This is a genomic window from Paraburkholderia sp. J11-2, assembly GCF_905220185.1.
GTDB lineage: Bacteria > Pseudomonadota > Gammaproteobacteria > Burkholderiales > Burkholderiaceae > Paraburkholderia.
The window spans coordinates 90,571-111,365 of sequence record NZ_CAJMYY010000004.1; the positions used below are offsets into that span (position 1 = coordinate 90,571).

The following is a 20,795-nucleotide window of genomic DNA, read 5'->3' on the forward strand; positions in this document are numbered from 1 at the left end:
GCTCCTGCGTCTTCCCAGGAAGCGCTTTGATCACGCGCTTACTTCGCGATCTGCTTCAGATAGAAGACGGTCTGGATGGTCGGCAGCACCTGCTGCAACACACGGTTGAAGGTCGTCGAAGCGGCCGTGCCCACGTACACCACATCCAGCGGCTTGAGCTGGAATTGCGACGAAAGCATGATCGCGTCGGGCTTGGTCATGTCGAGACGGTAGATCTCGGGTTGCGTCGGGTTGTCCTTCATGCCGCGCATCACGAAGATCTGGCGCGGGTTCGCGTCGGTATCGAGAATGCCGCCCGCCTGGGTGAGCGCGTCGGCGATCGTCAGATTGCCGCGGATGAGGCTCGTCTGCGTCGGCGTCTTCACTTCACCCATCACGAATATTCTGCTATCCGAACGATCTGGAATATTGATGACGTCGCCGTCCTGCAGCATCACGTCCTGAGTCGTGTCGCCGCCGTCGAGCATGCGGTTCGCATCGAGCGTGTACAGCTTGCCGCCGCGCGTGAGGCGCACGCGGTTGATGTCGGCGCTGTCGGTCGTGCCGCCCGAGCGCGTAATGGCGTCGACGAGCGTGAGCGGCACGTCGCTCATGGAGAGCGGGCCGGGCGTCTTCACGTCGCCCGTGACCTGCACCTTCTGGCTGCGATAGGCGAGCACGCGCACGTCCACCTGCGGGTTCTTCACGTAGGGCCCGAGTCCTGCCGCGAGCTGCTCACGCAACTGCGAGGGCGTCTTGCCCGCCGCCATCACGCGGCCCACGAACGGAAAGAAGATCGTGCCGTCCTTCGACACGGTCTGCCCGTAGGGGTCGGACTGCCCCGAGAGCGCATTGGTATAGGGCTGCGTGAGCGCCTGACCCACAGTCTGCGTGGTGTTGCCGCCCGTGGAGAACGTCGAGCCCTGCGGCGTCGAAAGCTCGGGGTGATCGAACACGGTCACACCGAGAATGTCCTGCGGCGCGATGTGATAGACGTAGTCGGCGGCGCTTGCGAACTTCGAGGGCGGCAGCGGCGCTTTCGGCGCGGTGGCGGCCGCCTGCGCCTGCTGCAGCACGACTTGCTGCGTGATGAGCTGCACGTTGAACTGCTGCTGCGGCTGGTTGTTCGGCGCTTCTTTCAGGCTCGACGTGTCGAGATAGTTGCCGGGCGCCGTTGCGCACGCGGAAACGAAGACGCTCAACGCGACTACCGCCGTCAGTTTCAGTTTTGTCATTGGCATATTCGGCTCAACCATCCCTTAACCATACGATCCATCAATTCAAGACTCTTGCGATACGCGGACTCGTGGAGCCCATGCGGATCGCTGACATCAGAGTTTTCCCAGTTACCGAGCGCGTACACCTTGCCGCGCGCGGTGGGTTCAATGCGCTCGACCGCGGCGACCTGACGGCGCTCGGTCACGAGCACGAGGTCGGCCGAGCGCACGAGGCGGCTCGTGAGGCGGCGCGACTGATGCTCGCCCACCTTCATGCCGCGCTCGGCAAGGAGCCACTGCATCACGGGGTCCATGTCGTCGCCGTCGCGCGCACGCAGGCCCGCCGATTGAAACGATTCCGCCCCTGAGCCTTGCTGCTCGCGCAGACGCTCGCGAAAGAGCTGCTCAGCAGCCGGCGAGCGGCAGACGTTGGCGTGGCAAACGATGAGCACGTTCTTGATCATGGTCGCGTGACTCCCTTCCTTGACATGCGCGATGCGTAGCCCGGCAGCGCTCAGGCCAGCGCCTGCGTGGCGGCGGTTTCGGCGCGCGCGCGGCTTGCCTGCGTCGCACTCGCGCGGCCCACGGCGTGGTACTCGATGCCGAGTTCCTGCAATGCCGACGGCTCGTAGAGATTGCGGCCGTCGAACACGATCGGCATCTTCAACTGCTGCTTAAGCGTTTCGAAATCGGGCGCCTTGAAGACCTTCCATTCCGTTGCGATCACAACGGCGTCCGCTTCGCCCGCGGCTTCCATCGCGTCGGTCACGAACGACAGCCGCGCCTGATGTTCCGGCGCGTGCGCGAGATCGATCGCGAGAACACGCTTCGCCTCTGCGGTCGCAACCGGGTCGTAAGCCTTGACCGTGGCGCCGCGCGCGAGCAGTTCGGCGATGAGCGTGCGGCTCGGCGCCTCGCGCATGTCGTCGGTGTTCGGCTTGAACGCGAGACCCCAGACGCCGAACGTGCGGCCCGTGAGGTCGGAGCCGAAGCGCGTGACGATCTTCTGTGCGAGCACCTGCTTCTGCGCTTCATTGACGGACTCCACGGCGCGCAGGATCTGCAGCGGCTCGCCGAAATCCTCGGCGGTGCGCATGAGCGCCTTCACGTCTTTAGGGAAGCACGAGCCGCCATAGCCGCAACCCGCATAGAGGAAGTCGTAGCCGATGCGCGGGTCCGAGCCCACGCCGCGGCGCACGGCCTCGATATCGGCGCCCACGCGGTCGGCCAGGTTCGCGAGTTCGTTCATGAACGAAATGCGCGTGGCGAGCATGGCGTTGGCCGCGTACTTGGTGAATTCGGCCGAGTGCACGTCCATGTAGAGCGTGCGCTCGTGATTGCGGTTGAACGGCGCGTAGAGCCGCTTCATGACTTCTTTCGCGCGCTCGCCGGGCACGTCGTCGTTACAGCCGAGCACGATGCGATCCGGCCGCGCGAAGTCCTCGACGGCCGCGCCTTCCTTCAGGAACTCGGGGTTCGAGACCACCGAGAACATGTGGCTTTCGCCGCGCTTGCGCAGCTCGGAGGCGATCGCGTCGTGCACGAGCGCGGCCGTGCCCACCGGCACCGTGGACTTGTCCACCACCACCTTGAAGCCGGTCATGTGACGACCGATATTGCGCGCGGCCGCCAGCACGTATTGCAGATCGGCCGAGCCGTCTTCGTCGGGCGGCGTGCCCACGGCGACGAACTGCACGTCGCCGTGCGCGACCGCCGCTTCCACATCGGTCGAGAACTTGAGCCGGCGCGCGCGCACATTGCGCTCGATGATTTCCTTCAGACCCGGCTCGTGAATCGGCACGACGCCCTGGTTGAGCAGGTCGATCTTGCGCTGGTCCACGTCGAGACAGAACACGTCGTTGCCGATGTCGGCAAGACAAGCGCCCGTCACGAGACCCACATAACCGCTGCCAATGATCGTCAGATTCATGCCCACCTCAAAAGTGATTGGTTCTTCCTGTCATGCGAACCGTTGCGCACACTAGCCGTGCGCGCACTCGCTTCGCCTCAATATGCGTTCTGGCCTGCGAAACCCTTCCACATGGTCATCGCCACGATGCGCAGGTCGAGCGCGAAGCTCCAGTGCTGCATGTAGTGCAGATCGAAGCGCACGCGGTCGCGCATCTTTTCCACGCGATCGGTTTCGCCGCGAAAGCCGTTGACCTGCGCCCAGCCGGTAATGCCAGGCTTGATGCGGTAGCGCGCCATGTAGCCACGCACGAGGTCCTTGTAGATGTCGTCGTGCGCAAGCGCGTGCGGGCGCGGCCCCACCACCGACATCTCGCCCTTGAGCACGTTGATGAATTGCGGCAGCTCGTCGAGGCTCGTGCGGCGCAGGAACGCGCCCACGCGCGTCACGCGCGGATCGTTGCGGCGCGCTTGCGTGATCTGGCCCGCGACTTCCGCGTGGACCTTCATCGAGCGGAACTTGTAGATCTCGAACTCGTTGCCATCCAGACCCTTGCGGCGCTGCTTGAAAAACACCGGGCCCTTCGACGTGAGCTTCACGGCGAACGAAATCGCGGCGAGCAGCGGCGCAAGCGCGACCAGCACGCCGCCCGCGAACACGATGTCGAACACGCGCTTGGGCAGCACGCTCAGGTCCGTGACCGGCGAGGCCGCGAGATTGATGGCGGGCACGCCGAGCAGGTCGACCACGGGCTGGCTGAAGAACGAGAGGCTGCGCACGTCCGGAATGAAGCGGATGTTCACGAAGTCGTTGCGCAAGGCCGTCACGATGCGATGGATCGTGCGCTCCTTGGTAATCGGCAACGCGAGCCACAGTTCGCGCACTTCGTTCTCGCGCACGAACGCGAGCAACGCCTGGAGGTTGCGCTCCACAGGCACGCCTTCGATCGCGGCGGCGCCGTCCGCGTCGCTGTCCTCGTCGAACACGATCGCGGGATGAAAGCCCGCTTCCGGGTGAAAGCGCATGTGCTCGATCAGGAAGCGCCCGTTGCGCGGGCCGCCCACCACGGCCACGGCCTTCTGGTTGTAGCCCTCGCGGCGAATGCCACGCAGCACCATGTGCACGAGCGCCTTCGAGACGATCAGCAACGCCACCGAGGCGACGACCCAGTACGCGAGCCACAGGCGCGAGAGCGAATCGGCGCGGTGCAGGCTGAAGCTCAGCAGGATGCCCGTGCCCTCTACTGCGAGCCATGCGGCGCACACGCGGGCAAAGAGCGCGTACAGCGACTTGCCGCGCCACGACTTGTAGATGCCGAACGCCGGGAACATCCAGATCGCAAGCACGCAGTTGAACGCGAGCGCCACGCTCTCCGCGTCGGTGAGCGGCACGAGCTGGCCACGATGCAAGGCGGCCGCGAGCAACGCTCCAGCAGCAATGGCGGCAACGTCGAATATTCTGGCTAGAACGCTGAGCATGTCCGGCACCTCGGGTTAAAAAAATGAATCGCGGCCACGCACTGCACATCGTGGCCGTTCTCTTCAAAAGTTTCTGGGACAGCGTCGCCGCAAAAAACGCAGGGCGCCGCTAATTCTGATCCGAATAAACCCTAATAAGGCGCGATAAAAATTCCGCCCGCAAGCCTCAAAAGTATCTCTAATTGTTTCGTCGCTTTCAGGTCAATTTTTTGCGAATTTTGTCGGCAAAGATTGCCGGAATCCGCCTCCGTATTGACCCATAACCCCGATCGTTCCGGCAGATTTTTCCTGTCATGGTGTGAAATTTCGGGTTTCGACAAGAAATTTCATAGGCATACAGCCTATTTTTTATTGAATTTTTTATCGATATTTAGACTCATCGCTTATGCAATTTAAATTTAATTCCAATATTTTCCGTTTTCTTCTTTACGACTCGATTTATGACGATTTTAAGCATGCTACAAATCGCATCACCGATACCTTTTACAGGAGAGCGAGATGACGGATACGGGTTCCGCTACGGCATCGGCAAAAGCGTCCCAGACGCGTGCCGAAACGCGCAGCGCATTGCAGGTATGCCCTGTCGTGCTTGCGGGCGGCGCGGGCTCGCGACTGTGGCCACTGTCGCGCGAGCAATATCCGAAGCAGATGATCAACCTCGTGGGCGAGCAGTCGCTGCTTGCCAGCACCGCGGGCCGCCTCGATGCGCTCGCCGAGCGCGTGACGCTCGCAGAGGAACTGCTGATCGTCTGCAACGAAGAACATCGATTCACCACCGCCGACCAGGTTCGCGCGACAGGCAAGCGCGCGCGTCTGATCCTCGAGCCGGTGGGCCGCGATACGGCGCCCGCGCTCACGATCGCCGCCATGTCGGTCGTCGCCTCGCACGAGGACGGCATTCTCGTGGTGATGCCGGCCGACCATGCGCTTGCCGACCTCGAAGCGTTCCAGAACGCGGTGGCCGAAGGCGTGCGTCATGCGGCGAACGGGCAGATCGTAACGATGGGCATCGTGCCCACGCATCCCGAAGCGGGCTACGGCTACATTCACGTGGGCGAGCCGCTCGCGAGCACCGAGCCCAATGGTGCGCGGCGTCTGAACGGCTTCGTCGAAAAGCCTTATTTCGAGCTGGCGCAGCAATACGTCGCTTCGCAGCGCTACTGGTGGAACAGCGGCATTTTCATCGTGCGTGCATCGACCTGGCTCAAGGCGATTCGCCATTTCCATCCCGCTATCTACGCCGCATGCGCACAATCGATCGAGCACGGCAAGGCGGACGGCGACTTCTTCCGCGTGGATAGCGAAGCGTTCGCACGTTCGCCTTCGAACTCGATCGACTACGCCGTGATGGAGCCGCTCGCCGGCGACCCGTCTGTGGCAAGCGGCGTAGTCGTGCCGCTCACGGCCGGCTGGACCGACCTCGGCTCGTGGGACACCGTCTGGCAAGTTTCGCCGAAGGACGACGAAGGCAACGTCGCGCAAGGCCGCGTGATGTTCGAAGGCGCAACCGACACCTTCGCGCATGCGGACGGTCGGCTCGTGGCCTGCCTCGGCACGAAGGACCTCGTGATCGTGGAGACGCCCGACGCTCTCCTCGTTGCCGACCGCTCGCGCGCCCAGGACGTCAAGAAGATCGTGCAACGTCTGAAGCAGGAGCGCCGCACGGAAGCCGTGGCACACCGCCTCGTGCATCGTCCGTGGGGCCACTACGACAGCGTGGACAGCGGCGAGCGCTTCCAGGTCAAGCGGATCGTGGTCGAGCCGGGCGCACGCCTGTCGCTGCAGATGCATCACCACCGCGCCGAGCATTGGGTCGTCGTACGCGGCACGGCGCTCGTCACGCGCGGGGAAGAACGCTTCATCGTTTCGGAAAACGAGTCAGCGTATATCCCGCTGGGCGTGTCGCATCGACTGGAAAATCCGGGCAAGATGCCGCTCGAGATCATCGAGGTGCAGTCGGGCTCGTATCTCGGTGAGGACGATATCGTGCGTCTGGACGATCAGTACGGCAGGCAGTGAAGAAAGCAGTAGAGGCCATGCAGGAAGGCTGCGCGCACCGCGCGCGGCCTCGCAAGATCAGCGCGAGAGCGTGCGGTAGCGCGTTCCGGTGGTGCCGGCAGTGCGGCGCTCGGCGGTGCCGGACGACGCCGTATTGGCTTCGTGAGACTCGCCGCTGGCAAGCAGTGCGCCTTTGGCGGTGTAACGCTGGACCGGCGGTTGCAGCGGCGTGAGCCGCACGCTGCCCGGCACGGCCGGAGGCAACGCGCGTGCGGCGGCGGCATTCGACGGGTCACCACGCGTCACGCTCGTGCTCTGAACGCTCGCGTGCGGCGCGGCGTTCGCCGACGTGGTTCGCGAGCCGCTCTGTGCCGCGCCCGTCGAGGCGGCATGCCTCGCGAGATGCGAGCCCGGCCACGACACGCCGGACTCGGACTCGGCCGAGCCTTCGCGATCGAGCCATTCACGCGCCCAGTCGAAAGCGAAATTGCGCGCGGATTCGCGATCCTGGAACGGCGGCCCGATCAGGCCCGAGCGCTCGATGCGCTTGCCATCCTTGAGGATCTCCACGGCCCCGCGAAACATGCGGTTGCGCACGGGCTGCACGGTCAGGCTCATCGTATAGCCGCGCCATTCCGCGACCTGCACGACGCCGCCCGCCGGGTGTGCGACCCGATGCGACGCGTCGCGCGGCATTGCGCGAGTCGCAGCAGGCTTGTTCACGCGCGAAGGCGAGAACGGTGCGAATGCGGTTTCACTTTGCGAACGCGTCGCACTCGCAACAGCCTTTGCCGTCGTTGCCGTCGTTGCGCTGGACACGACAGGCGCGTCGATCGAAACGGGCAACGCCGGCTCTCCGCCAGCGAGCTGACGCATCATGCTTTCCATGGGGTCGGCCAGCGGCGCGTCGGCGAGCGCGGCGGGCGCCTGCCAGGCTTCGGGGCTCTTCCAGAACACGGCCGGCTGGCCGTCGTCCTCGGCGACTTCCTCGACTGCGACTGCAACGGGTTGCGCATCGGCCTGCACCGGCTGGGGCACATAAACGAACTTGCGGCCGCGTTGCGAGAGCAACTCGACCAGTTCGATCAACGTGCCGCTGCCGTGCCATTCCTCGAAACGACGGCGGCAGGTGGGCCCGGACGGATAACGCGCGGGCAGGCGCGACCACGACTCACCGGTGGTGAGAATCCAGAGGACGGCATTGGCCACGACGCGCGGCTCGGCGCGAGGGCGGCCGCGCCGGTTGAGTCTAATAGGAGGTTCATCTGACACGAGCGAAGACACCTGCATCCACTCGTCGTCGCTCAGTTCTTCGAAATTCATGCTGTTCTCCACGCAGCCGGACCGGGGCTGCAGTGACGGAGCATCGGCTCGCGGATCTTGCTGCCCGCGTTGGCTAGCTCGGTTGCACCATATGCTTATATGACGTGTTCATTTGCGTCGCTGCGCGCACTCTGGCAGTGCGTTCTTTCACTGTATTGACGCAATAAACGTGGTCTCACTCGTGCAAGGGAGAATTTGTGCAGGAAGCATACCACCTGAAACCAGCCGATGAGGAGGACCGTAATAAGTGTTACGGTTAGAAACAATCTCCCGCTTGAATCGTCGGGAATATTGCCAGAAAAGGCCTGTAAACGTGGTGTTTTACAGCGTCGATACAGTTGTAACAGGCGCATTCGTTGCGTAGCCCGCGCGTGGTCCGCGTCGTGCGCAATTCCAAACGCATGCATACCACTTGAGACACACCCCCCTCTTCGGACACCCCGGTTCGCTCCCGCATCGCCATCGTTGTGCCCGCAACAAATGACATGCCGATGAAATCATCGGATGCAACACAAAACGGTCACGGCGAGATGCGGCGACCGTACTTTGCACAGGTTGCACCCCTACCGTCCGAACGCCCGTGCGGCGTCACGTAGCGAAGCCGCGCAAACGAATCCGTCTATAGTAAGGGCGCACTGAACTACCACGGAGATTCGTGTATGCAAACCTCTGTTCCGGGCGTCGCCACGCCGCGCATTGCCACGGCGCTGATGGCCACCCTGACTCTGGCGCTGCTCGCCCCCTGGGGCGGCGCACAGGCGCAACTCGGCAACCTGCTCAACCAGGGCGGCAGCGGCGGCTCGGCACAGGGCGCGCTCGGCAATCTGGGCGGACTCGGCAGTTCGCTTTCCGCGTCCTCGCTCACCTCGAGCAGTCTCGGCAATGTCACCGGCGTGCTGCAGTACTGCATCAAGAACAATTACCTGAACGCCGACGCCGCGAGCAACGTGAAGGACTCGCTGCTGAGCAAGCTGCCCGGCGGCGCGAACACCACAGACAGCGGCTATACGCAGGGCACGAGCGGCATCCTCACGGCCGGCAATGGGCAGAAGCTCGACCTCACGGGTAGCGGCCTCAAGGAGCAGGCCACGAAGCAGGTCTGCGACAAGATCCTGAGCCAGGCGAAATCCATGCTGTAACGGCCGCGATCGCGCATGCGGATGTGTGCGGGCGCACGCCCCGCGCAATTTATGTGCCGTAAGCTTTGAACACGAACGAAGTCCGGGTGTCGAATAGAGTCAACCGGACTTCTCCCGGCATTGCTGCTCGTAGCCATGACCAAGCGCCAAACTTCCGTGATATTCGCGTTCCCGGCGATTACGCTGCGGGCCGCGCTTAGCGGCCTTGCCGCTTTTGCCGCGCTGCTGGCGCCGCTGGTCGCGCATGCGCAAACCAGCACACGCGACCAGCAGTTCGACTGCAAGTCCGATCCCCACACGTTCATTTCGTCGCTTATCGACGACAAATCCATCGAACCCGAGCCGACGCGCGTCGAAGCGAATTCGGTCAACGCGTTCAGCCCCGTGCGCGGCACCCGCCTGAGCGCGTTCGGCTTTCCCATTTACGTGGTACTCGGCTACGACCGCGACGACACGCTCTTCAAGCGAGGCGCGGGCAAGGAGATCGCCTCGCCGCTTTATGGCGTCGTCGTGTCCGCGCCCGCGGAGAAGGTGCGCTCGCGCGTGCGCGAAGCCAACAGCGACGCCACGGTGCAATCGGTCGTGCCGTTGCTCCTCACGGCGATCGTGTGCGGCGGTTGAAAAACTCAGCCGCCGAAGAACGCCAATGCGCCCAGGCCCACGCCAACGATGGCCACGCCCACCGACGTATTGAGCAGCCAGCGGCGCCGCGTAAGCAGCGTGATGGCCGTGAGCGCGATCGAGATCTGAATGAGCGTCGTGGCCTGCGCCCAGCGATGATGGCCGTGCAGCACCTGCTCGCTTAGCGCATCGTCCTGCTCGACGATCTTTTCGAGCGCCTCCGCCTTCGCGCGGATCGGTTCCTTCTGCTGGCGATAGCGGTCGGCGTCGGCGGCAAAGCGCTTTTGCGCGGCTTCCGAATTCGGCGCGAGCGCAGAAAGTTGCGCGCCCAGTTCCGCCAGATTCTGCTTCTCGCCCTTCGCCTGATAGTAGGCCCATTGATTCGCGGCTTCGGTCTTGCGAATCGCCGCTTCGTTCTTGTAATAGAGCGCCTGGTTCTCGCTGTTGCCGCTCTGGTAGGCAAAGATCGCCCCAATGGAAGCGAGGATCGCCGTCATCACCGCCATGCGGCCCGGGAACGGGTCGCCCTCGCCGTGCCCGCCATGGCCCGCCGCGGCGTGTTCGACCGCGTGGTCGTGCGGCCCATGCACTTCGTACTCTTCAGACATCCAAAGACTCTCCGCTTGATCTGACTTTCACCAATTCGTCGCCCTGTCGCCCTTCGCTCCGGCGGCTCGCGCCGCCTTTCCCCCGTGCAGCGCGCCTGATATGGGACGCTCAATTATCGTGAGCGCAGCGCGCTTGTCCAGTACCCGGAATGCATTGGATGTAACGAAACCCGAAATGTCTTCTGACGAAAGCGAAACGTAGGCTTTATCGTCTATTCATTCAGAATAGGTACCCCGGGATGCTGCAGCGCATCCCCTCCCGCCTGCCGTTTGCAAACGTGGATTGACGCCTCAGTTTGCCCCTTCGCGCCACCGGCGTCGTTGCAGTGCCACATGGCCCTATATGCAACGTCGCAAGGCATGCCTTGAGGCCTTCTGCCGTGAATATATTCCAGCCTGGGAGACCGCCATGGGGCCTACAACGGCCGCGCACGCTGCGGCTATCGATACCGTTGCACACCGTGCGCGCGTGAGGCTTTCCGGGCCGGACGAAACGGGCGGCCTGATCGACGCGATCTACGACGCCGGTTTCGACGCGCAACGCTGGCCGGATGTCTGTGCGCGCATTGCCCAGCGCATCGGCGCGCAACACGTAAATCTCACCATGCTGCCGCCCGAAAGCACCTTCTCGCTCGCCGAGTGGGACGGCATCGACGCTTCGTTTGCCCACTCGTATGCGCAGTACTACGGCGGCTTCGATCCGATCGTGCCGCAGGCGCGCCGCTGGGCCGCCGGCACACTCGTCACCGACACGATGATCCACCCGCAGGGGAGTCTGGAACGCAGCGCTTTCGTGCAGGAGTGGGTGCGCCCGCAACGCTTCTACACGGTGGCCTTCGCGAACGTGCTGCGCGAAGGCGACATGGCCGCCGTACTCGGCGCACTGCGCCACGAAAAGCGCTTCTATAGCGAAGACGAACTGGACGCCCTGCGCGAGCTGCTGCCGCATCTGCGCAACGCGTTGCGCGTGCAGCGGCACACCGCCCGCACCGTCGCCTCGTACGACAAAAGCGGCTATGCGCCCGCAGACGCGCTCGACGCGCTCGCACACGGCGTCCTGATCGTCGATGCCGATGCGCACATCGTGTTCGCGAATCGCGCCGCCACCGCGCAGCTCGCACGCGCAAACGGGCTGCGCACCGAACACGGCACACTCAGCGCCGCCACGGCCGCTGCCACGCAGCAGTTGCACGCGCTGATCGCGCGCGCAGCCGGACGCGACGCACGGGACCGCACGGGCGGCGCGATGCTGATCGCCCGCCAGCCGCCCGACGAGCCGCTCCAGGCGCTCATTTCGCCGCTGGGCGCGCACCGGCGCGCCGACTACTGCGCGCAAGCCGCGCGCGCTGGCACGGCCATGCTGATCGTGATCGATCCGCAGTCGTCGCGGCGCGGCGTGGAAACGCGTCTCGTCGCGCTGTTCGGCCTCACGCCTGCCGAAGCGCGCGTGGCCTGCGAAGTCGGCAAGGGCCTCAACACGAAAGACGTGGCCGAGGCGCTGGAGGTTCTGCCCTCCACCGTGCGCACGCATCTGCATCACGTCTTTGCGAAAACCGCCACGCGCCGCCAGGCCGAGCTGATGCGGCTGATCGCGCAGCTTGCGATTGCACGCGGCGACTGAAGCATGTTCCGGGTGCCATAAAAGAAACGGCCCGCGCAACCCACGTTCGATGAACGCGGATTGCGCGGGCCGCAGCGCGGCACGACCTCAGACGATCAACCGCCCAGATATGCGCGCTTGATATTGTCGTTGGCGAGCAGGTTGTCGGCGCTGTCGGCGAGCACCACGCGTCCGGTCTCCAGCACATAGCCGCGATCGGCCACATGCAGCGCCTTGTTCGCGTTCTGCTCGACGAGGAACACCGTCACGCCTTCCTCGCGAATCGTGCGGATGATGTCGAAGATCTGCGCGATCACGAGCGGCGCGAGGCCGAGCGTGGGTTCGTCGAGCAGCAGCAAACGCGGACGGCTCATGAGCGCGCGGCCGATGGCGAGCATCTGCTGCTCGCCGCCCGACATCGTGCCCGCACGCTGTTTCGCACGCTGGTTCAAACGCGGAAACAGCTTGAACACGTGCTCGATGCCCGCATCGATCTCGTGCTGCGAGGCGAAGAAGCCGCCCATCTGCAGGTTTTCGAGCACCGTGAGGCTCGGGAACACGCGGCGCCCTTCCGGCGAAATCGCCATGCCCTTGCGCATGATGTCGTGCGTGGGCATGCGCGTGATGTCCTCGCCTTCGAACGTCACTTTCCCGGCCGACGCGCGCGGCGTGCCGCACACGGTCATCATGAGCGTGGTCTTGCCGGCGCCGTTGCTGCCGATCAGCGTGACGATCTCGCCCTTGTTCACTTCGATCGACACGCCCGCCAGCGCTTCCACCGCGCCATAGTGGGTATGGACCTTTTCCAGCTTCAGCATCAGTCCTCTCCGAGATAGGCCTTGATCACGCGCGGGTCGTTGCGCACTTCGTCGGGTTTGCCGATCATGATCGGCTTGCCGTGCTCCATCACGAGAATGCGGTCCGACACGCCCATCACGAGGCTCATGTCGTGTTCGATCAGGAGTACGGAGATTCCGAACTCGTTGCGCAAGCCGTCCACCATCTGCTGCAGCTCGACCTTTTCCTGCGGGTTCAAACCGGCAGCAGGTTCGTCGAGCATCAGCAGACGCGGGTCGGTGATCATGCAGCGCGCGATTTCGAGCCGGCGCTGATGGCCGTACGAAAGCGTGCCCGCCTCGCGATTCGCCACCGGCTTCAGGCCCACGCGTTCGAGCCAGTACGCGGCGCGCTCGAGCGCTGCACGCTCGGCCCGGCGATACGCGGGCGTCGCGAACAGGCCGCTCAGCATGTTGCGGTTCACCTTCAGGTGCTGCGCGACCATGAGGTTTTCGAGCACGGTGAGCTGCTTGAAGAGGCGAATATTCTGGAACGTGCGCACGAGGCCGCGGCGCGCGACCTGGTGGCTCGGCTGGCCAGTGATGGCGTGGCCTTCCAGCACGATGGCGCCCGCGGTCGGCTTGTAGAAACCGCCCACGCAGTTAAACACTGTGGTCTTGCCCGCGCCGTTCGGCCCGATGATCGCGAACACCTCGTTGGGACGCACGTCGAAGTCGATGCCGTCCACGGCCAGCAGACCGCCGAAGCGCATCTGCAGGCCCGCTACTTTCAACAACGCTTGTGCGCTCATTGCGGCAACTCCACGTGCGGACGGCTTGCGGGCAACAGGCCCTGCGGACGCCACATCATCATCAGCACCATCACCAGACCGAAGATCAGCATGCGGTACTCGGCAAAGCCGCGGGCCACTTCGGGCAGCGCGGTGAGCAGGATCGCGGCGAGCACCACGCCCAGTTGCGAACCCATGCCGCCCAGCACCACCACGGCGAGAATGAGCGCCGACTCGATGAACGTGAACGACTCGGGCGTGACGAGCCCCTGGCGCGCCGCGAAGAACGCGCCCGCGAGACCCGCGAACGAAGCGCCCAGCGTGAACGCCGAGAGCTTGATGCGCGTTGGGTTCAAACCCAGCGAGCGGCAGGCGATCTCATCTTCGCGCAGCGCTTCCCAGGCACGGCCCATCGGCATGCGCAGCAGGCGGCTCGTGACGAACAGCGTGAACGCCACCAGCACGAGCGCGAGCAGGTACAGGAAGATCACCATGTGCTCGCCGCTGTACTCGATGCCGATCAATTCGTTGAACGTCTTCGCGCCTTCCACACTGGCGTGGCGGGCCATTTCGAAGCCGAACACGGTGGGCTTGGGAATGCTGGAAATGCCGTCCGGGCCGCCCGTGATGCTCGTGAGGTTATTGAGCAGCAGGCGAATGATCTCGCCGAAGCCGAGCGTGACGATGGCGAGATAGTCGCCGCGCAGGCGCAGCACCGGGAAGCCGAGCACGAAGCCGAACGTAGCGGCTGCGAGCGCCGCGAGCGGCAGGCATTCCCAGAACGTGAAGCCGAAGTACTGGTTGAGCAGCGCATACGTATAGCCGCCCACCGCGTAGAAGCCCACGTAGCCCAGGTCGAGCAGACCTGCGAAACCCACCACGATATTGAGGCCGAGACCAAGAATCACGTAGATGAGAGCGAGCGTCGCGACGTCGATCGCGCCGCGCGAACCCATGAACGGAAACACCGCGCCGAACGCAAGCAGCACCCAGATCGCCACGCGCTGCTGGCGCGCGCCGAGCGCGGGGGCCTTCGGCAGGCGCACGTTACTCGTTGCGCGCACAAACATCGGCTTGGCGAGCTGGAACACGAACACCACGGCAGCCGCGATCCAGACCGGACGCCAGTGCTGCTGCAGCACGACCTGATAGCCGTCGAGCGTGAGCTGCAGGCCGAGAATGGGCGCCGTGAGGATGATGGTCGCGACAGCGGCGGCAAGCGCGCCCTTCACCGTCTGCGACGAGCTGGCACCCTGAGCGGGCACCCGTACCGAAACAGTTTGGCTCATATCGACCTCACACCTTTTCGACGTCCGGCTTGCCGAGCAGGCCGGTGGGACGGAAGAGCAGCACGAGCACGAGCAGGCCGAAGGCCACGACGTCCTTGTACTCCGCGGGCATGTAGCCCGAAGCGAGGGTTTCGGCGAGACCGAGCAGCACGCCGCCGAGCATCGCGCCCGGAATGCTGCCGATACCGCCCAGCACCGCGGCCGTAAACGCCTTGATGCCCGCAATGAAGCCGATATACGGATTGAGCTTGCCGATCGTGAGCCCGATCAGCACACCGCCCACCGCCGCGAGCATCGCGCCGAGCACGAACGTGAACGAGATCACGCGGTTCGTGTCGATGCCGAGCAGGTTGGCCATCTTCATGTCTTCGGCGCAGGCGCGGCACGCGCGGCCCATGCGCGAGCGCGAAATGAAGAGCGTAAGCGCGATCATCAGCACGAGCGTGACGCCGACGATCAACATGCGCGCGTACGGAATCGTCACTTCGAAGTTGCCGCCCATGTTGAAGTCGAGCGCGCCGGAAATGAGCATCGGCACGGACACGTCGCGCGCGCCCTGCCCGATCTGCACGTAGTTCTGCAGAAAGATCGACATGCCGATGGCGGAGATGAGCGGCACGAGGCGAGGGCCGCCGCGCAGCGGCCGATACGCCACCCGCTCGACCGCGAAACCGTAGAGCCCGGTGACGAGCACCGAGACAATGAGCGCCGCGCCCAGCACGAGCGGCAGCGGATAACCCGCCGAGGTGCCGATGGCCGTGAGCGTGACGAGGCCCACATAAGCGCCGATCATGTAGATCTCGCCGTGAGCGAAGTTGATCATGCCGATGATGCCGTAGACCATCGTGTAGCCGATGGCGATCAGCGCATAGATCGCGCCCAGCGTGAGCCCGTTGACGAGCTGCTGGGTGAACTGCGGAAGAAAATCATTCATGCGTAAGCCCCGCGGCCGTGAAGCCGATAAGAGACCTTTGGAGAGACCTTTGAAACCGATCCTGTTGCTTTAGTTGCGCGCGCAACCGCTGCAAAAACGCCCCGCCACCAGGAGCGGGGCGTTTGCTGCGTGCAGCGCCGGGATCAGTTCGCGGCGGTCTTCGTGGCGTCCTTGTGCCACGTGTAGACGACGAAGCGGAACGACTTGAGGTCGCCCTGTGCGTCGTATTCGACCTTGCCGATCGGCGTGCTGAACGCGTTCTTGTGCAGGTAGGCGGCAACCTTGGTCGGGTCCGTGCTCTTCGCACCGGCAATGCCGTCGGCGATCACTTCAACCGCAGCGTACGACGGCATCTGGAACGGGCCGTTCGCGTCGCGCTTGGCGTCGGCGAATGCCTTCACGAGCTTGGCGTTGGCGGGGTCCGAAGCGAAGTCGGCGGGCAGCGTGACGAGCATGCCTTCCGAAGCCGGGCCGGCAATGGCCGTCACGTCCTTGTTGCCCACGCCTTCCGGACCCATGAACGTAGCCTTCACGCCCTGTTCACGCGACTGGCGCATGAGCAGGCCCATTTCCGGGTGGTAACCGCCGAAGTAGACGAAGTCCACGCCTTGCGACTTGAGCTTCGTGACGACTGCGGAGTAGTCCGAATCACCGGCGTTGATGCCTTCGAACACGACAACGGGAATGTGTGCCTTGTCGAGCGCGGCCTTGACCGACGTGGCGATGCCCTGGCCGTACGACTGCTTGTCGTGCAGGATCGCGACCTTCTTCGGCTTGACCTTGTTGATGATGTAGGCGGCGGCTGCCGGACCTTGCTGGTCGTCGCGGCCAATCGTGCGGAAGATGAACTGGCGCTTCTTGCCTTCGGTCAGCTGCGGCGCGGTGGCCGACGGCGTGACCATCACAACGCCTTCGTTCTCGTAGATGTCCGAGGCGGGAATCGTCGAGCCCGAGCAAACGTGGCCAACCACGTACTGGATGTGCTGCGAAACGATCTTGTTGGCGACGGCGACAGCCTGCTTCGGCTCGCACGAGTCGTCCATCAGGACGGCTTCGAGCTTGTTGCCGTTCACACCGCCGGCGGCGTTGATCTGCTCGATGGCAGTCAGCGCGCCCGCCTTGACCATGTCGCCGTACTGGGCGACCGGGCCGCTGAACGGGCCGGCAATGGCGATCTTCACGGTGTCGGCGTTTGCGCTTGCACCAAATGCGAGCAGCGCGGCAGCCACGGAAACAGCGGTAAGACGGGACAACGTCATCAGGAGCTCCTCGATTGTTTTCGGGTCAACCGGTCAGACGGAATGACCTGCGCAAACGAACAGCGCCCCAATGACATTCAATGGGGAACAACCACGACGAGCACCAGAGAAAAAGACGTGACGGGGCCCGGCGTGTATCAGCGCCCTGGTAGGCGGCTGAGTTCGGAGAGACTGCTGAGTTACAGACTCTGTTGCGCAAGCGATCCGCCTGCCCCGTTCGCTGCAATTCGTACCGGTAAGGTGGACCGGCCTGAATCAGCGACCCGCGGATGCTATCAATAATCCATTTTCACGGCAACTAAGGGTTTTTTCGGATATCGACTTGACTTTTGACATCGGTCAATTGAGGGGGATTCCGGAAAGCGCTTGAAAAAGCTCGGGAAAATGCCCTTTCATGCGGGTTGCGGACCACTCTCCGCCCTGAGACGACCGGCTGATGCGGGTGTACGGAATGACAGGATTTCTGATTTTTACAGGGCTTTTTCGGTTATTTTAATTTTCAACGAGATCTGATCGACGAATCGCGCGAATCAATAAAATAAATATCAATCGATAACCACACAAAAATCATCGAACACATTATCGAGATACCGGGAATACCCTAAATGCAAAACACGCCAAATCATTGATTTATAAGGATAAATATTACAATAACCTTAAAATGCAATTTTTGAAAAAATACACAATCCATATCACCCTCCACCTCACCCGCACTTTTCACCCAAACCCCGAAAGTGAGAAACTTTTCGTTAAAGCACAGCGTTTCCCCATAATCGGATTGTGCGATCTCGAATAAATCTTCACGGCACCGTCGCGCGGCCGCCTCACTGCCCCGCCAACGCGTTCCAGCCCCGCAAGAGTCGGTGGTATCCTCGCTCCCTCGCCGCGCCCGCATGCACCACGACGGCGCATGCCGCGTGCTCCCGCCACGCGTGAAGCCGGCGACGCCGCACCCTGCAGATCCGAAAAAACCGCAAGAACCCAGCACTCGGGGGAGATCAAACCGCATGAAGACCTTCAAGCAGGCAACCGTTGCCGCCACCCTTTCCCTGATCGCCGGCGCCGCCGCGCTCGCGCTGACTTCGGGCGCCGCACGCGCCACCGAAACCGCGACCGTGGAAGTGCTGTCAATCGTCGAGCACCCGGCACTCGACGCGATCCGCGACGGCGTGCGCGACGAACTGAAGGCCGCCGGCTACGACGCCGGCAAGAATCTCAAGTGGGAATACCAGAGCGCGCAAGGCAACACGGGCACCGCCGCGCAGATCGCGCGCAAGTTCGTGGGCGACAACCCGAGCGCGATCGTTGCGATCGCCACGCCTTCTGCGCAGGCCGTTGTGGCCGCAACGAAGTCCGTGCCCGTGGTGTACTCGGGCGTGACGGATCCGGTGGCCGCACAACTCGTCAAGACGTGGACGCCGAGCGGCACGAACGTGACCGGCGTGTCCGACAAGCTGCCGCTCGACAAGCAGGTCGCGCTCATCAAGCGCGTCGTGCCCAACGCGAAAACCGTCGGCATGGTCTACAACCCCGGCGAAGCGAATTCGGTCGTGGTCGTGAAGGCGCTCAAGGAACTGCTCGCGCAACAAGGCATGACGCTGAAGGAAGCCGCCGCGCCGCGCACCGTGGACATCGGTCCGGCTGCGAAGAGCCTGATCGGCAAGGTCGACGTGATCTACACGAACACCGACAACAACGTGGTTTCGGCGTACGAAGCGCTCGTGAAGGTCGCCAACGACGCGAAGATTCCGCTCGTCGCTTCGGATACGGACAGCGTGAAGCGCGGCGCCATCGCGGCGCTCGGTATCGACTACAGCGACCTCGGTCATCAAACGGGCAAGGTCGTCGTGCGTATTCTCAAGGGCGAGAAGCCGGGCGCAATCGCCTCGGAAACCAGCAGCAAGCTGCAACTGTTCGTGAATCCGGCCGCCGCGCAAAAGCAAGGCGTGACGCTCTCGGCCGACCTGCTCAAGGACGCGACCACGGTCGTGAAGTAAGCCGCAGGCGTGGCGCATCGCACGCGCCACACTGCCAGGCCCGATAAAGGCCGCTCATTTGCGTAACGACGATGCACAACGGCGCGCTGCCCCATCCGGGCGGTGCGCCGCGCGTCGACTCCGGTGCACCGCCGCCGCAGACCGCAACAGGATTTCTCCTCATGTCCCTCTACTCGCTTCTGGGCGCACTCGAGATCGGCTTGATCTTCAGTCTCGTGGCCCTCGGGGTGCTGATCTCGTTTCGCATCCTCAACTTCCCCGATCTCACCGTCGACGGCAGCTTTCCGCTGGGCGGCGCCGTGGCGGCCACATTGATCGCCGCGGGCCACGATCCGTTTCTCGCGACCGCCTGTGCGATCGTTGCGGGCGCAATCGCCGGCTTCATTACGGGCTGGCTCAACGTGCGCCTGAAGATCATGGATCTGCTCGCGAGCATCCTCATGATGATCGCGCTCTATTCGATCAACCTGCGTGTGATGGGCGCGCCGAACGTGCCGCTCATTTCCGAAGCCACGGTATTCACGATCATCCAGCCCGCTTGGCTGCCCGACTACGTGCTGCGCCCGCTCGCGCTGCTCGTCGTCGTGCTGGCCGCGAAGTTCGGGCTCGACTGGTTCTTCTCTTCGCAATACGGTCTCGCGCTGCGCGCAACGGGCGCGAATCCGCGCATGGCGCGCGCGCAGGGCATCGCCACGGGCCGCGCAACGCTCGCCGGCATGGCGCTGTCCAACGCGCTCGTCGCACTGGCCGGCGCCCTTTTCGCGCAAACCCAGGGCGGCTCGGACATTTCGATGGGCATCGGCACCATCGTGATCGGGCTTGCAGCCGTGATCATCGGCGAGAGCGTCCTGCCCGCGCGCCGCCTCGTGCTCACCACGCTCGCCGCTGTGCTCGGCGCGATCCTGTATCGCTTCTTCATTGCGCTCGCGCTCAACAGCGACTTCATCGGCCTCAAAGCGCAGGACCTGAATCTCGTCACCGCCGTGCTCGTGACGATCGCGCTCGTGCTCCCCGCCACGCGCAAGAAACTGTTTGGCCGCAAGAACGGGAGGGCATGAAATGCTCAGCGCCAAAGACCTCAAACTGACTTTCAACCCCGGCACGCCGATCGAAACGCGCGCGCTGCGCGGGCTCACGCTCGAGATTCCGAGCGGCCAGTTCGTGGCCGTGATCGGTTCGAACGGTGCAGGCAAGTCCACTTTCCTCAACGCGATCAGCGGCGACCAGCGCGTGGATAGCGGCACGATCACCATCGACGGCCACGACGTCACGAAGCAACAGGCCTGGGACCGCGCGCCTCTCGTCGCCCGCGTGTTTCAGGACCCGATGGCCGGCACCTGCGAGGCGCTCACCATCGAAGAGAACATGGCGCTCGCGATGGCGCGCGGCAAGCGCCGCGGCTTCGGTCCCGCCCTGAAAAGGCAGGACCGCGAACTGTTTCGCGCGAAGCTGCGACTCTTGAATCTGGGCCTGGAAAATCGTCTGACCGATCGCATCGGCCTGCTGTCGGGAGGCCAGCGCCAGGCGGTCAGTCTGCTGATGGCGTCGCTGCAGCCTTCGCGCATCCTGCTGCTCGACGAGCACACGGCCGCGCTCGATCCGAAAACGGCCGCGTTCGTGCTGGAGTTGACCGCGCGTATCGTGGAGGAAGCGAAGCTCACGACCATGATGGTCACGCACAGCATGCGCCAGGCGCTCGACTACGGCCAGCGCACGGTGATGTTGCACCAGGGTCAGGTGGTGCTCGACGTTTCGGGCGATGCGCGCCGCGGACTCGACGTGCCGGACCTGTTGCGCATGTTCGAGCAGAATCGCCACGAGAAGCTCGACGACGACGCGCTGCTGCTGGGATAACGCGCTTCCGCAAAAAACCGCCG

Annotated in this window: 18 protein-coding genes; 7 read left to right on the forward strand and 11 right to left on the reverse strand. The window is 63.8% G+C overall.

Going from position 1 to position 20,795, the window contains the following annotated elements:
• Positions 1 to 38: 38 nt before the first annotated feature.
• The 4 genes from U5A57_RS06975 to U5A57_RS06990 form a co-directional block, all read right to left on the reverse strand.
• The gene (locus tag U5A57_RS06975) at positions 39 to 1,214 is read right to left on the reverse strand and encodes a polysaccharide biosynthesis/export family protein (protein ID WP_321909352.1); all 1,176 of its coding nucleotides are present in this window, start codon (positions 1,212 to 1,214) and stop codon (positions 39 to 41) included.
• Positions 1,211 to 1,660, reverse strand: coding sequence for a low molecular weight phosphotyrosine protein phosphatase (locus U5A57_RS06980; RefSeq protein ID WP_321909354.1), 450 nt, complete (start codon positions 1,658 to 1,660; stop codon positions 1,211 to 1,213). Before U5A57_RS06980 ends, U5A57_RS06975 begins: the two co-directional genes overlap by 4 nt.
• A gap of 50 nt (positions 1,661 to 1,710) precedes the next feature.
• Complete coding sequence (locus U5A57_RS06985) at positions 1,711 to 3,126, reverse strand: UDP-glucose/GDP-mannose dehydrogenase family protein (protein ID WP_321909356.1); 1,416 nt, start codon at positions 3,124 to 3,126, stop codon at positions 1,711 to 1,713.
• A gap of 77 nt (positions 3,127 to 3,203) precedes the next feature.
• Positions 3,204 to 4,583 carry an undecaprenyl-phosphate glucose phosphotransferase gene (locus U5A57_RS06990; protein WP_321909359.1) on the reverse strand — a complete coding sequence of 460 codons (1,380 nt, stop codon included), beginning with the start codon at positions 4,581 to 4,583 and terminating at the stop codon, positions 3,204 to 3,206.
• Between the two features lie 498 nt (positions 4,584 to 5,081).
• Here U5A57_RS06990 and U5A57_RS06995 point away from each other — a divergent pair, with 498 nt between their 5' ends.
• Complete coding sequence (locus tag U5A57_RS06995; RefSeq protein ID WP_321909361.1) at positions 5,082 to 6,602, forward strand: mannose-1-phosphate guanylyltransferase/mannose-6-phosphate isomerase; 1,521 nt, start codon at positions 5,082 to 5,084, stop codon at positions 6,600 to 6,602.
• Positions 6,603 to 6,659: 57 nt separating this feature from the next.
• On the opposite strand, the gene U5A57_RS07000 is transcribed toward U5A57_RS06995, so the two are convergent.
• On the reverse strand, positions 6,660 to 7,904 hold the full coding sequence (locus tag U5A57_RS07000) for a transposase (RefSeq protein ID WP_321909363.1): 1,245 nt from the start codon (positions 7,902 to 7,904) through the stop codon (positions 6,660 to 6,662).
• Positions 7,905 to 8,614: 710 nt separating this feature from the next.
• Here U5A57_RS07000 and U5A57_RS07005 point away from each other — a divergent pair.
• Together U5A57_RS07005 and U5A57_RS07010 are read left to right on the forward strand one after the other, a co-directional pair.
• Positions 8,615 to 9,043 (forward strand): DUF2501 domain-containing protein, encoded by a 429-nt coding sequence (locus U5A57_RS07005; RefSeq protein WP_321909830.1) that lies wholly within the window; start codon positions 8,615 to 8,617, stop codon positions 9,041 to 9,043.
• Positions 9,044 to 9,178: 135 nt separating this feature from the next.
• Positions 9,179 to 9,664: a hypothetical protein gene (locus U5A57_RS07010; RefSeq protein WP_321909365.1), complete on the forward strand. Its 486-nt coding sequence runs from the start codon at positions 9,179 to 9,181 to the stop codon at positions 9,662 to 9,664.
• A gap of 5 nt (positions 9,665 to 9,669) precedes the next feature.
• Here U5A57_RS07010 and U5A57_RS07015 read toward each other — a convergent pair whose 3' ends face one another.
• Entirely contained in the window at positions 9,670 to 10,272 is a 603-nt protein-coding gene (locus U5A57_RS07015; RefSeq protein ID WP_321909367.1) for a DUF4337 domain-containing protein, read from the reverse strand.
• 409 nt (positions 10,273 to 10,681) lie between these two features.
• Between U5A57_RS07015 and U5A57_RS07020 the strand changes: the two genes are divergently transcribed.
• Positions 10,682 to 11,893, forward strand: coding sequence for a helix-turn-helix transcriptional regulator (locus tag U5A57_RS07020; protein ID WP_321909368.1), 1,212 nt, complete (start codon positions 10,682 to 10,684; stop codon positions 11,891 to 11,893).
• A gap of 95 nt (positions 11,894 to 11,988) precedes the next feature.
• On the opposite strand, the gene U5A57_RS07025 is transcribed toward U5A57_RS07020, so the two are convergent.
• From U5A57_RS07025 to U5A57_RS07045, 5 genes are all read right to left on the reverse strand, one after another.
• Positions 11,989 to 12,690, reverse strand: coding sequence for an ABC transporter ATP-binding protein (locus U5A57_RS07025; RefSeq protein WP_321909370.1), 702 nt, complete (start codon positions 12,688 to 12,690; stop codon positions 11,989 to 11,991).
• Positions 12,690 to 13,460 (reverse strand): high-affinity branched-chain amino acid ABC transporter ATP-binding protein LivG, encoded by a 771-nt coding sequence (livG, locus tag U5A57_RS07030; protein WP_321909372.1) that lies wholly within the window; start codon positions 13,458 to 13,460, stop codon positions 12,690 to 12,692. Before livG ends, U5A57_RS07025 begins: the two co-directional genes overlap by 1 nt.
• Positions 13,457 to 14,728, reverse strand: coding sequence for a high-affinity branched-chain amino acid ABC transporter permease LivM (locus U5A57_RS07035; RefSeq protein ID WP_321909374.1), 1,272 nt, complete (start codon positions 14,726 to 14,728; stop codon positions 13,457 to 13,459). Before U5A57_RS07035 ends, livG begins: the two co-directional genes overlap by 4 nt.
• 7 nt (positions 14,729 to 14,735) lie before the next feature.
• On the reverse strand, positions 14,736 to 15,662 hold the full coding sequence (gene livH, locus U5A57_RS07040) for a high-affinity branched-chain amino acid ABC transporter permease LivH (RefSeq protein WP_028213765.1): 927 nt from the start codon (positions 15,660 to 15,662) through the stop codon (positions 14,736 to 14,738).
• A gap of 143 nt (positions 15,663 to 15,805) precedes the next feature.
• Positions 15,806 to 16,921, reverse strand: a complete 1,116-nt coding sequence (locus tag U5A57_RS07045; protein WP_321909377.1) for a branched-chain amino acid ABC transporter substrate-binding protein — start codon at positions 16,919 to 16,921, stop codon at positions 15,806 to 15,808.
• A 1,007-nt stretch (positions 16,922 to 17,928) separates the two neighbouring features.
• Here U5A57_RS07045 and U5A57_RS07050 point away from each other — a divergent pair.
• From U5A57_RS07050 to U5A57_RS07060, 3 genes are all read left to right on the forward strand, one after another.
• Positions 17,929 to 18,918, forward strand: coding sequence for an ABC transporter substrate-binding protein (locus U5A57_RS07050; RefSeq protein ID WP_321909379.1), 990 nt, complete (start codon positions 17,929 to 17,931; stop codon positions 18,916 to 18,918).
• A 161-nt stretch (positions 18,919 to 19,079) separates the two neighbouring features.
• Positions 19,080 to 19,976 (forward strand): ABC transporter permease, encoded by an 897-nt coding sequence (locus U5A57_RS07055; RefSeq protein WP_321909381.1) that lies wholly within the window; start codon positions 19,080 to 19,082, stop codon positions 19,974 to 19,976.
• A gap of 1 nt (position 19,977) precedes the next feature.
• Positions 19,978 to 20,772 (forward strand): ABC transporter ATP-binding protein, encoded by a 795-nt coding sequence (locus tag U5A57_RS07060; protein ID WP_321909385.1) that lies wholly within the window; start codon positions 19,978 to 19,980, stop codon positions 20,770 to 20,772.
• The last annotated feature ends 23 nt before the right edge of the window (positions 20,773 to 20,795 follow it).

Coding starts and splice junctions, on each gene's coding strand:
- U5A57_RS06975 (WP_321909352.1), bottom strand. CDS start 1,214: ATGACAAAACTGAAACTGACGGCGGTAGTCGCGTTGAGCGTCTTCGTT.
- U5A57_RS06980 (WP_321909354.1), bottom strand. CDS start 1,660: ATGATCAAGAACGTGCTCATCGTTTGCCACGCCAACGTCTGCCGCTCG.
- U5A57_RS06985 (WP_321909356.1), bottom strand. CDS start 3,126: ATGAATCTGACGATCATTGGCAGCGGTTATGTGGGTCTCGTGACGGGC.
- U5A57_RS06990 (WP_321909359.1), bottom strand. CDS start 4,583: ATGCTCAGCGTTCTAGCCAGAATATTCGACGTTGCCGCCATTGCTGCT.
- U5A57_RS06995 (WP_321909361.1), top strand. CDS start 5,082: ATGACGGATACGGGTTCCGCTACGGCATCGGCAAAAGCGTCCCAGACG.
- U5A57_RS07000 (WP_321909363.1), bottom strand. CDS start 7,904: ATGAATTTCGAAGAACTGAGCGACGACGAGTGGATGCAGGTGTCTTCG.
- U5A57_RS07005 (WP_321909830.1), top strand. CDS start 8,615: ATGGCCACCCTGACTCTGGCGCTGCTCGCCCCCTGGGGCGGCGCACAG.
- U5A57_RS07010 (WP_321909365.1), top strand. CDS start 9,179: ATGACCAAGCGCCAAACTTCCGTGATATTCGCGTTCCCGGCGATTACG.
- U5A57_RS07015 (WP_321909367.1), bottom strand. CDS start 10,272: ATGTCTGAAGAGTACGAAGTGCATGGGCCGCACGACCACGCGGTCGAA.
- U5A57_RS07020 (WP_321909368.1), top strand. CDS start 10,682: ATGGGGCCTACAACGGCCGCGCACGCTGCGGCTATCGATACCGTTGCA.
- U5A57_RS07025 (WP_321909370.1), bottom strand. CDS start 12,690: ATGCTGAAGCTGGAAAAGGTCCATACCCACTATGGCGCGGTGGAAGCG.
- livG (WP_321909372.1), bottom strand. CDS start 13,460: ATGAGCGCACAAGCGTTGTTGAAAGTAGCGGGCCTGCAGATGCGCTTC.
- U5A57_RS07035 (WP_321909374.1), bottom strand. CDS start 14,728: ATGAGCCAAACTGTTTCGGTACGGGTGCCCGCTCAGGGTGCCAGCTCG.
- livH (WP_028213765.1), bottom strand. CDS start 15,662: ATGAATGATTTTCTTCCGCAGTTCACCCAGCAGCTCGTCAACGGGCTC.
- U5A57_RS07045 (WP_321909377.1), bottom strand. CDS start 16,921: ATGACGTTGTCCCGTCTTACCGCTGTTTCCGTGGCTGCCGCGCTGCTC.
- U5A57_RS07050 (WP_321909379.1), top strand. CDS start 17,929: ATGAAGACCTTCAAGCAGGCAACCGTTGCCGCCACCCTTTCCCTGATC.
- U5A57_RS07055 (WP_321909381.1), top strand. CDS start 19,080: ATGTCCCTCTACTCGCTTCTGGGCGCACTCGAGATCGGCTTGATCTTC.
- U5A57_RS07060 (WP_321909385.1), top strand. CDS start 19,978: ATGCTCAGCGCCAAAGACCTCAAACTGACTTTCAACCCCGGCACGCCG.